This is a genomic window from Streptomyces sp. NPDC054840, assembly GCF_053611065.1.
On the sequence record NZ_JBSGZP010000224.1, the window covers coordinates 1 to 10402 of the forward strand.

The 10402-nt window shown below is 71.9% G+C and carries 12 protein-coding genes and 1 pseudogene; 3 read left to right on the forward strand and 10 right to left on the reverse strand.

All coding sequences use genetic code 11. The features are described 5' to 3' along the window. Nucleotides 1-31 precede the first annotated feature (31 nt). The 9 genes from ACWGIU_RS17750 to ACWGIU_RS17790 all read right to left on the reverse strand — a co-directional run bounded on the left by ACWGIU_RS17750 (nt 32) and on the right by ACWGIU_RS17790 (nt 6500). Complete coding sequence (locus ACWGIU_RS17750; protein WP_453706823.1) at nt 32-886, reverse strand: hypothetical protein; 855 nt, start codon at nt 884-886, stop codon at nt 32-34. Continuing rightward, nucleotides 883-1671: a hypothetical protein gene (locus ACWGIU_RS17755; RefSeq protein ID WP_453706825.1), complete on the reverse strand. Its 789-nt coding sequence runs from the start codon at nt 1669-1671 to the stop codon at nt 883-885. The genes ACWGIU_RS17750 and ACWGIU_RS17755 overlap by 4 nt, the downstream gene beginning before the upstream one ends. Before the next feature lie 113 nt (nt 1672-1784). Then, complete coding sequence (locus ACWGIU_RS17760) at nt 1785-2048, reverse strand: DUF3099 domain-containing protein (RefSeq protein ID WP_453706827.1); 264 nt, start codon at nt 2046-2048, stop codon at nt 1785-1787. A gap of 144 nt (nt 2049-2192) precedes the next feature. Beyond that, nucleotides 2193-2483 (reverse strand): DUF1416 domain-containing protein, encoded by a 291-nt coding sequence (locus ACWGIU_RS17765; protein ID WP_030030422.1) that lies wholly within the window; start codon nt 2481-2483, stop codon nt 2193-2195. 59 nt (nt 2484-2542) lie between these two features. After that, nucleotides 2543-3388, reverse strand: a complete 846-nt coding sequence (locus ACWGIU_RS17770) for a sulfurtransferase (protein ID WP_453706829.1) — start codon at nt 3386-3388, stop codon at nt 2543-2545. Nucleotides 3389-3563: 175 nt separating this feature from the next. Further along, nucleotides 3564-3653 carry an Ms5788A family Cys-rich leader peptide gene (locus tag ACWGIU_RS17775; RefSeq protein ID WP_350875872.1) on the reverse strand — a complete coding sequence of 30 codons (90 nt, stop codon included), beginning with the start codon at nt 3651-3653 and terminating at the stop codon, nt 3564-3566. 155 nt (nt 3654-3808) lie between these two features. Beyond that, entirely contained in the window at nt 3809-4525 is a 717-nt protein-coding gene (locus ACWGIU_RS17780; protein ID WP_453706831.1) for an LmeA family phospholipid-binding protein, read from the reverse strand. 63 nt (nt 4526-4588) lie between these two features. After that, nucleotides 4589-6235 (reverse strand): hypothetical protein, encoded by a 1647-nt coding sequence (locus ACWGIU_RS17785; protein ID WP_453706833.1) that lies wholly within the window; start codon nt 6233-6235, stop codon nt 4589-4591. A gap of 10 nt (nt 6236-6245) precedes the next feature. Continuing rightward, on the reverse strand, nt 6246-6500 hold the full coding sequence (locus ACWGIU_RS17790; protein WP_030387258.1) for a MoaD/ThiS family protein: 255 nt from the start codon (nt 6498-6500) through the stop codon (nt 6246-6248). A 459-nt stretch (nt 6501-6959) separates the two neighbouring features. Here ACWGIU_RS17790 and ACWGIU_RS17795 point away from each other — a divergent pair, with 459 nt between their 5' ends. Continuing rightward, nucleotides 6960-7787: a response regulator transcription factor gene (locus ACWGIU_RS17795; RefSeq protein WP_453706835.1), complete on the forward strand. Its 828-nt coding sequence runs from the start codon at nt 6960-6962 to the stop codon at nt 7785-7787. Nucleotides 7788-7811: 24 nt separating this feature from the next. After that, a complete protein-coding gene (locus tag ACWGIU_RS17800) occupies nt 7812-8834 on the forward strand; it encodes a LacI family DNA-binding transcriptional regulator (protein WP_453706837.1) in 1023 nt (340 codons plus the stop codon). A gap of 7 nt (nt 8835-8841) precedes the next feature. Here ACWGIU_RS17800 and ACWGIU_RS17805 read toward each other — a convergent pair whose 3' ends face one another. Beyond that, complete coding sequence (locus ACWGIU_RS17805) at nt 8842-9909, reverse strand: DNA polymerase III subunit beta family protein (RefSeq protein WP_453706839.1); 1068 nt, start codon at nt 9907-9909, stop codon at nt 8842-8844. Between the two features lie 141 nt (nt 9910-10050). Between ACWGIU_RS17805 and ACWGIU_RS17810 the strand changes: the two are divergent. Then, nucleotides 10051-10402, forward strand: a pseudogene (locus tag ACWGIU_RS17810) (serine protease); the annotation flags it as partial.

The following is a 10402-nucleotide window of genomic DNA, read 5'->3' on the forward strand; positions in this document are numbered from 1 at the left end:
GCCTCGGGGCCGGTGGTGGTCTGCTCGCTGCTCACGCGGACTCTCCGGGGGACTTGAGGTGGTCGAGTTGCTGCTTGAAGAGGCTCGCGGCGTCCTTCACCGCGAATCCCTTGCTCCCGTACATGCGGAAGGTCACGAGGACGTCCCCTTCGACGGCCACGCAGTCGAGCGCGTCGATCTTCTCCTTGCCGTCCTTCCCGCCCTTGAGCGAGTCGTCCAGCCCGCACTTGGCCTGCGGGTAGCCCTCCACCTGGGGCGCCTCGCCGCCGGCGGCGGTGAGCTCGATCAGCTTCTTGGTGAACTCGCCGAACTTGGCCAGCTGCTGCGGGTCTGCCTGGATGAGCCGGATCTCGGCGACCGCGCCGCCGCGGCCCTCGCCGCGGCCGTAGCTGCGCCCTGCCATGCCCTTGAGCTTCAGGTCCGCCAGCGACTTGTCCCGTTCGGCCCGCTCGCTGCTGGAGAGGCCCGTGCGGGCGTCCTTGAAGCTTTGCAGCGCCTTGTCGCTCGGGAGGTAGTAGTAGTTGCCCTCGGGGTCGAGGTCGGGACCGGGCCAGTAGTTGGCGGGCAGCGGCATCAGCTTGCCCGTCAGCTCGTTGGGCGGCACGGACGGGACCGGGTCCGGCTTGCCGCCGGTCGTGTGGTCCTCGGCCACCCAGTACCGCGTCGGCGCGGTCCGGTCGGCGTCCGCGAGCGCGTCCGCGGCCGCGACACCGCCGCCCGCGAGGACGACGACGCCCACGGCCGCCGAGACCAGCGCGAGCGTCCTGCGGTTCCTCTTGCGCACGGGCGCGGCCGCGGGCTCGACCGCCGCAACGGGTGCGGGCTCGGCCGGCACTGCGGGTGCGGGCGCCGACTCCGGCCCGGTCGTGTTCTGCTGCTCGCTCACAGCCGCTCCATCTGTCGCTTGGCCAGCTCGGCCAAGGCCTTCTCGTCGACGTCGCCGCGGTTGTTCGTGTACTCGATGCTCATGACGATGTCGCCACGCCGGACCACGGCGCGGCCCTGCCGGAGCGGGTGGTACCCGGGCTCCTGGTGTGCCTTGGAGTCGATCCACATGTGCCCGAAGTCCGCCGGAGCGCCCGGGAGGCCCTTGCCCGTGTTGCCCGCGTGGTCCTTGCCGGGCATGTACTGGACGATCTCCGTGTAGAAGTCGTCGGCGCCCGCGCGATCGCGGAACTGGAGCAGGTTGATCTCGATGAAGTTCCGGTCGTCCTCGGACCACCGGGCGGTGGCGAGCCGCTTGGCATCCCTGATGAGCGAGCCGACCGCCTGGGACGGCTCGAGGAAGTAGTCCGCCGAGAACGCGTCCGTGGAGACGGGACCCGAGAAGCTGTCCTGCGCACCGCCGGGGAGGTCCAGCAGCTTCTTGGCCAGGTCCTCGTCCGCCTTGTGCCAGCGGGTGGCGTTGATCGAGCGCCGGCTCGTCGCGTCGTTCATGGCGGCCGGCTTCGGCCCGTCCATCTTCTGCTGGGCCAGCGGTGGCAGCGGCGTCGGCTCACGGTGGTACTGGACCGCGTAGCCGGTGATCGTCCCGGCGAGGACGCCGAGCGCGGCCGCGCCCGCGATCAGGAGAGCCGTGCGCCCCACCCGGCGGCGCGGGACCGAAGTGTCCGACTCCGGTGCACTCTCCCCCTCTTTCCGCTGCTCCGGGATGGTCTGTTCGTGTTCCAAAGGGGTCCCCCACAGGACTGCAGGCGTGGGTTGATTACCCGCGCGTACCCCATGACCCCCACTGGTGGGGAGCAGTTGTACGAACGAAGATCACATTCTCGTCTCGCGAGGTTTCAGTCCTCGTGGCGCCGCTTTCCGTCCAGTTCGTCCCACCACTCGTCGGACTTCGCGTCGCCCGAGGGGTCGTCCCACCAGCGGTCGTCCGGGCCGCGCCGGTTGGCGATCACCGCGGCGACCGGCGGGATGACCATCGCGACCACGCACATGGCCACCGCGGCCTCCACCGACAGCAGGCGCACGAATGCCCAGGCGGAGACGAAGAGGAACAGGCATCCGCCCATGAGCAGGAAATAGACGCGTCGGCGCCGCGCGTACATGAGTCCAGCGTAGATCCGGCGCCCCCGCACGCAAGGTGCGCGGCACGCGGGACGGCACGAAGGACCGCACCCCGTTCCAGTGGCGTCCAACCCCCGGGGGTGCGGCCCTTCGGCCGTTCGTTCAGGCGATCACCTGTGCGGTGCTCAGACCGCGATCGCCACGTCCGTCACGCCGCCGGCCTCGGCGACGACCACGGCACGGTCCGCCTGGGCACCCGGGACGAGCGCCCGCAGGGTCCAGGAGCCGGTGGCGGCGTAGAAGCGGAACTGGCCGGTCGCCGAGGTCGGGACCTCCGCGGTGAACTCACCGGTCGAGTCCAGCAGGCGGACGTAGCCGGACACCGGCTCGCCGTCCTTGGTGACCTGACCCTGGATGGCGGTCTCACCGGGCTTCAGCGTCGCGAGGTCGGGCCCGCCGATCTGTGCTCCACACATGTTCTCTGTCCTGTCCTGGAGAGGTGTACTACGAGGGCGTCGCGTGCCCGCTGGTCTGGTTACTTGTTGGGGCCGAGCTCGATCGGCACGCCGACGAGCGAGCCGTATTCGGTCCACGAACCGTCGTAGTTCTTGACGTTCTCCTGACCCAGGAGCTCGTGCAGCACGAACCACGTGAGCGCGGAGCGCTCACCGATGCGGCAGTAGGCGATGGTGTCCTTCGCCAGGTCGACCTGCTCCGCCTCGTAGAGGGCGGTCAGCTCGTCGTCCGACTTGAAGGTGCCGTCGTCGTTGGCGTTCTTCGACCACGGGATGTTGCGGGCGCTCGGCACGTGGCCGGGGCGCTGCGACTGCTCCTGCGGGAGGTGCGCCGGGGCGAGCAGCTTGCCCGAGAACTCGTCGGGCGAACGGACGTCGACCAGGTTCAGGGAGCCGATCGCGGCGACGACGTCGTCGCGGAAGGCACGGATGGAGGTGTCCTGCGGCTTGGCCTTGTACTGGGTGGCCGGGCGGTTCGGGACGTCCTTGCCGTCGACCAGGTCGCGGGAGTCGAGCTCCCACTTCTTGCGGCCGCCGTCGAGGAGCTTCACGTCCTGGTGGCCGTAGAGCTTGAAGTACCAGTAGGCGTAGGACGCGAACCAGTTGTTGTTGCCGCCGTAGAGGACGACGGTGTCGTCGTTGGAGATGCCCTTGGCGGAGAGGAGCTTCTCGAAGCCCTCCTGGTCCACGAAGTCGCGGCGGACCGGGTCCTGGAGGTCGGACTTCCAGTCGATCCGGACGGCGTTGGTGATGTGGTTCTTGTCGTACGCGGACGTGTCCTCGTCCACCTCGACGATGACGACATCGGCGTCGTTCAGGTGGGCCTCGACCCAGTCGGCGTCTACGAGGACGTCGCTGCGGCTCATGGTGTCTCCTCCGGGGCAGTGTGCGGCGGGGCTGTGCGGGTGACGCGTACTGCGTGCCTGCGGGTGCGCTCAAGGTCCTGCGCGGGGAGGCGTCAGGGTTTCAGGAGGCTGGTGCGGTCACGCGGGAAGGGCCGTAGGGCCGTCGTCCGGTCGATGGAGCGGATGCGCTCACAGGTCACATGGATCGACAGAGCATGGCGGCGACGCGACACAGGTCTACTGCCCGTCGCTTCGTGAGGTCCGCCTGCTGATGCTTCATAGCCATGGATCGTAGGGACGAATCGGCCGCCCTGTCACCGGCGTGTCATATATCGAGACAGGATCGTCCGAATAATGGGATCCGAAGCCCTCGGGGCGGCCGCCGCACCGCCCAGGGACCCCCCGTGCGGCCCGTCCTTCTGCGGATCGGACCGCACTGTCTCACGATCCGGCCACCACCACGTTCGTACCGCCCAGAGTGAGGTGCACACCGGCCTCGTCCGAGGTCAGGGACGAGAGCTGGAGTCCGGCCGGCATACCGCTGCCGAGATCGCGGTCGAAGTCCGTCTTGCTGCGGATCAGCTTCTCGACCCCCGGAACGCTCCCGCCCGGCACCTCGTCGGCGCGCACCCGGACGATCTTGCCGCCCTTCCCTCCCGGCGCGTCCACAAGGGTGACGGTCGACACCACGCTGTCCGTCAGGATCCTGCCGAAGACGTTCACGGCCGCGGTGACCTTCACCTTGCCCGGCGCCCCGCCGTAGGAGAGGGTCGCGCCGGTCTGCGAGGCCGCCGTCAGGTCCGCGTACGTGATGAGCGCACCGCCCTCGGCCCGGTCGGCGGTGCCGCCGCTGTAGTCACCGTTCAGCTTCACGCCGTGGAAGCTCGCGTCCAGCTCCGAGAGCCGCGTCTTGCGGTCCTCGGCGGTGACGTCGACGCCCCGCAGTTTCAGGTCGACCCGCTCGAGGTCGTGGCTGAGCAGCTGGGTCAGGAAGGGGAAACCGTGGACCTTCACCTCCGAGGAACCGGCCAGGCCCTGCAGGGCCTGTATCCGGTCGGCCAGCCGGTTCTCGACGTAACTCGCGGCCCAGCGGTCCACGCCCACGAACAGGGCCCCCAGCACCACTCCGATGATCACAACGCCGCGCAGGAAACGCACGTTCCCTCCCCCTACTAATCGGTACGTGCGTTCTAGTTGACCATGCCCGCCGTCAGGCAGGGATCAGCCCACCACCCGGCCGATCAGGTACACGGCGGGGGCGGCCGCCGCGAGCGGCAGGGCGACACCGGCCGTCATGTGCACGAACTTCGACGGGTAGTCGTACGCCGCCACGCGCAGCCCGACGAGCGCGCACACCCCGGCGACGAGGCCGATCAGCGCCCCGCCCGTACCGACCGAGGTCAGCCCGCCGACCGCGATGCCGGCTCCGGCGGCCGCGGCCAGCGAGACGCCGACCGAGGGGGCGGTGGGCAGCGGCAGCGCACGGGCGAAGACGGCGACCGCCACGGCCGCGGCGCCGACCGTGGCGGCGGCGGAATCGGCGGCGAGATAGCCGGCGCAGATGATGGCGAGGGCGGCCGAGGCCACCGAGGCCATCAGCCCGTACATCCGCTCGTCAGGATCGGCGTGGCTGCGCAGCTGCAGGACGAGCGTGAGCAGCACCCAGGCGCCCAGGGTCCCGACGATCGCGCCGGGCCCGTACGAGGGGTCGACGGCGAGCACGGCCACGTCGGCGACGACGGCTCCGGCGAAGGCGAGGGCGATGCCCTGGCGGGCGGGCCACATGCCGTTGAGGCGGAACCAGCCGGCGGCCGTGAGGCCCTGCAGGGCGATCAGCGGCAGGAGCAGGGCGTACTGCCCGACGGCGGCGGCCACGGCGAGCAGCAGCCCGAGGACGGCGGTCAGTATGGCGGACTGCGGGCCGGGGTCGATGATCGGCGACCGGCCCTCGGCACGCGCCTGGGCGGGGTCGACGGCGCGCAGCGTGTTACCGGCGAGGGTGGGCGGGGACCAGGAGGTGATCTCCTGCGGCTCCCCCGGGACCCCGGCCGGGTCCTCGCCCGGGGCGGTGGCGGCCGACTGCGGCGGGAGGTAGGCGGTCTGCTCGGCGGCGGGTACGTCGGCCACCGGCGGCAGTCCCCCGGCCACCGCGGGGAAGTACCCCTCTGCGGCCTCCTCGACCGGCGGCGACTGCTGGTGCTGGTGCCGCTGCTGGTGCTGCGGGTGCTGCTGGTCGTGTTCGGGGCCGGGGTACGGCGGCAGGTAGGCCGTCTCGGCACCCTGCGGCCAGTCCTGCACGGGAGCCGGGTCGGCAGCCGGAGCCTGGACCTCGTCCCGGAACCAGCCCTCGGGAGCCACCGGCTGGTGGTGCTGCTGGTGCTGCTGGTGCTGCTGGTGGTGCTGCTGGTGCTGCTGCTGGTCGTGCTCGGGGCCCGGGTACGGCGGCAGGTAGGCCGTCTCGGCGCCCTGCGGCCAGTCCTGCACGGGAGCCGGGACGGGAGCCGGAGCCTGGACCTCGTCCCGGAACCAGCTCTCCGGAGCCACCGGCTGCTGGTAGGCGTCCGGGGCCGGGGCCGGTGCGTAACCACCGGCGGCGGAGGCGGAGCCGTCCGGCCACGGGCCCGGGGCGGTCGGGGCCGCCGGTCCCTCCTCACGGAACCAGCCCTCGGGCGCCACCGGCTGCCCGGGCACCGCACCCAGCGGCGGATGCACCGGCTGGTAGCTGGTGTCCCAGGTGTCGGACTGCCAGGTCTGGGTCCCGTACGGGTCCTGGTGCTGTTCCTGCTGCTGTTGCTGCTGCTGTTCCTGCTGGTGCTGGTACTGCTGCTGCGCGTACTGCCGGCGCTGCTGTTCCTCAGGCGTACTCATCGGCTCCCGCTCACCCGCCCGCGAACGGCGGGAGCACCTCGACGGTGCCCCCCTCGGTCAGCGGGACGGAATCATGCGGGCGCTTGCCCACAGGCTCGTCGTTCACGAGGAAGGAGCAGCGCAGCAGGACCCGGGTCAGCTCCCCGGGGTGGCGCTCCCGCACGGCGTCGAGCGCCTCGGCCAGTGTGCCCGCCGAGTACGGCTCCTCCGCCGTCTTGGCCGCGGCCTTGGCCGCCGCCCAGTAGCGGATGGTTCCGGTTGCCACTGCAGCTCCTATCGTCGGCTCTCTACCGTCGGCCTCCATGATGGCCCCTCCCACCGCTGACCCCGGCGTGCTCCGACGCGCCGGGTGTGCGCCCGGCCGGCCCGGGGATACCGCTCGGCGGGCCGTGATCCGGTGAAACCTGGGCATACGCAGGGCCGGAGCGTGGCATGAACCACAGAAGTGGAAGCGGAGGATGCCTCGGCCACGAAAGGGCGGGTGGGCTATTCTGCTTGGCGAGAGGATCCGGGCAACGTTGCCCCCGGGTCCTTTTGTGCTTTCAGCGCGTTGAACGAACCGAGAACAGTGGTATCCATGCGGACCCCAGGGCGCGGGGACGCGGGGACGCCGGGCAAGACGTACGAAGCAGTACCGCGCATGTCCTCGACGGGACCGAGGAGGAACCGACGTGATGGACCAGCGAACCGTGCACCACCGTCCGACCCGGGCAGGTGGTCGGTCGTGAGCTCACTCCTGCTGCTCACCAACGCCCTGCAGCCGTCCAGCGAGGTGCTGCCCGCCCTCGGCCTGCTGCTGCACAACGTCCGGGTCGCCCCGGCCGAGGGCCCCGCCCTGGTGGACACCCCCGGAGCCGATGTCATCCTCGTGGACGGCCGCCGCGACCTGCCGCAGGTACGGTCGCTGTGCCAGCTGCTCCGCTCCACCGGACCCGGCTGTCCGCTGATCCTCGTCGTCACCGAGGGCGGCCTGGCGGCCGTCACCGCCGACTGGGGCATCGACGACGTCCTGCTGGACACCGCGGGCCCGGCCGAGGTCGAGGCGCGGCTGCGCCTGGCCACCGGCCGTCAGCAGCTGGGCTCTGACGACTCCCCGATGGAGATCCGCAACGGCGACCTGTCGGTGGACGAGGCCACGTACTCCGCCAAGCTCAAGGGTCGGGTGCTGGACCTCACCTTCAAGGAGTTCGAGCTGCTCAAGTACCTCGCCCAGCACCCCGGCCGGGTCTTCACCCGCGCTCAGCTGCTGCAGGAGGTCTGGGGCTACGACTACTTCGGCGGCACCCGGACCGTCGACGTGCACGTACGGCGGCTGCGCGCCAAGCTCGGCCCCGAGCACGAGTCCCTGATCGGCACGGTTCGCAACGTCGGCTACCGCTTCGTCACACCCGAGAAGGTCGAGCGCGCGGCGGCGGAAGCCGCGGCACAGGCGGCGGCGAAGGCCGCGGCCCAGGCCGCCGCGCAGACGGCCGCGCAGACGGCTCCGGCCGTCACCCGATCGGCCGAAGACGCTGTGAGCATCCACTCGGCCGGACGGCCTGCCCAGAGGTAGGTCACCCCGCGTAGACTGCCGCGCGTGGCCAAGGTGACGCGGGATGACGTTGCACGACTTGCGGGTACGTCTACCGCCGTCGTGAGCTACGTCATCAACAACGGACCCCGGCCGGTTGCCCCGGCCACGCGCGAGCGTGTCCTCGCCGCGATCAAGGACCTGGGCTACCGCCCGGACCGGGTCGCCCAGGCGATGGCCTCGCGGCGCACCGACCTCATAGGCATGATCGTCCCGGACGCCCGGCAGCCGTTCTTCGCGGAGATGGCGCACGCGGTCGAACAGGCCGCCGCCGAGCGCGGGAAGATGGTGCTGGTCGGCAACTCCGACTACCGGGACGAGCGCGAGGTCCACTATCTGCGCGCCTTCCTCGGCATGCGGGTCTCGGGCCTGATCCTGGTCAGCCAGGGCATGAGCGAGCGCGCCGCGTCGGAGATCGAGGCCTGGGACGCACGGATCGTGCTGCTGCACGAGCGCCCGGAGGCGATCGACGACGTGGCCGTCGTCACGGACGACATCGGCGGCGCCCAGCTCGCCACCCGGCACCTGCTGGAGCACGGGCACGAGTACGTGGCCTGCATCGGCGGCGTCGAGAACACCCCGTCCGTCGGCGACCCGGTGGCCGACCACGTCGAGGGCTGGCGGCGGGCCATGCAGGAGGCCGGCCGCCCGGTGGAGGGGCGGCTCATCGAGGCCCCGTACAACCGCTACGACGCGTACAAGGTCGCCCTGGAGGTCCTGGCGCGGCCCGACCGGCCGACGGCCATCTTCTGCGCCACGGACGACCAGGCGATCGGTGTGCTGCGCGCCGCGCGGGAGCTGCGCATCGACGTACCCGAGGAGCTGGCCGTGGCGGGCTTCGACGACGTCAAGGAAGCCGCCCTCACCGACCCGCCGCTGACCACGATCGCATCGGACCGCCCGGCGATGGCCCGCGCGGCCGTGGACCTGGTCCTGGACGACGGCCTGCGCGTGGCCGGCTCCCGACGGGAACGGCTGAAGCAGTTCCCGTCGGCGCTGGTGATCCGCCGCTCCTGCGGCTGCCGCTGAGCTCAGGTCACGCGTCGAGCGTGCACGGCATCAGCAGGGAGAAGGCGTCCTCGGTGTCGGGGCGCAGGAGCACCAGCGGGGCCTTGGGACCTACGTACTCCAGCAGCATGTCGTCCCCGACGGCGAGCGCGTCGAGGAGGAAGCCGGGGTTGACCCCGACCCGGTCCCCGTCGACGGCGAAGCCGTAGCCCGAGGCGGAACCGGACTCGTCGGCGTCGGCGTCGGCGACGACGGTCACGATGTCGGTCAGGACGAGGGCGCACCTTTCGCCCTCCTGCCCGCCGAGGGCCTGCCGCAGGGCCGGCACGTCCAGCGGGATGCGGCGGCCCTCGGGGAGCCGCGTCAGGCGGCGGTGGTCGGGGAACTCCTCGCCCAGGCACCGCCCGGCGACCCGGCGGCCCTGCGTCTCCAGCTCGATCCCGTCCCCGTCCACGGTGAGCAGGGCCGGGGAGTCGTCGGTCAGCAGGGCCCGCATGGCGTCCACGAGCGGGGCGGGCACGGTCAGCTGGATCCGCTCGCCGCCGTGGCCGGTGGTGGTGGCGCGGGCCACGGCCATCCGGTACCGGTCGGTGGCCACGACGTGCAGGTCCGCCTCCTCCACGTCGAAGAGAATCCCGCCGAGCACCGGCAGCTCGGGGTCGGTCCCGACGGCGAAGCGCACGGAGTCCAGTGCGGCCGCGAACTCCCTGGCGGACACGGTCAGCCGGGTGGTGCGGGTGGTGGTGGTCATGGTGCTCTCCTTGTGTCCGAGTCGCGCGCGTACCGCGGAGAGCGCGCCGCGCGCATCGGCGAGCTCGCGTTCGAGCCGCCGCAGGTGCCCGTCCAGCAGCCGGGGCACCAGTCCGGTGTCCCCGCCGGACCAGGCCGCCAGGACCAGCCGGACGTCCGCGAGCGGCATCCCCGCCTGCCGGAGCCGGGCCAGCAGCCGGGCCTCGTCGAGCTGTTCGGGCGCGTACCAGCGGTATCCGGTCGCCGGATCCACCCGGGCGGGCGGCAGGACGCCCGCGCGGTCGTAGAAGCGCAGCGCGCTCACGCCCAGCCCGCTGTCGCGGCCCATCTCGCCAATGCTGTGCATCTCGCTCTCCACACCCGCGACTGTGGGACCTCCACCAGGTCGAGGGTCAAGGCCGGTTCCCATGTCGGTCGTACGCGGTTCTGCCGGGCTTCTCAGGTCTGACTCAGGAAGCTCTCATGATCGGGGGTCAGAGTCGGTGTCATGACCGACAGCTTCCGCCGCGAAGGCGAGTACCCGCAGGAGAACAGCCCGGCCCCGCACGCGCCGTTCGGCGAGGACCGGCGGCACGGGCGCGACGGGCTGGCGCAGGGGGCCGGAGCCGGGGCCTACCCGCCGCCGCCCCCGTACCCGCCGACCGCCCCCGGCCGGCCCGAGGCCCACCGGCCGCCGGTCATCCGGGGCGAGACGGTCCCGGCGGGTGCGGGCGACGCCGGCGGATTCGGGGGCGGCGGATTCCAGGGCGGCGGGTACGAGGGCGGTGGACCTCACCGGCCCGCCCACGCCGCCACCCCCGCGCCCCGCGCCAAGCGGCCCGTCGCCCTGCTGGCCGCCG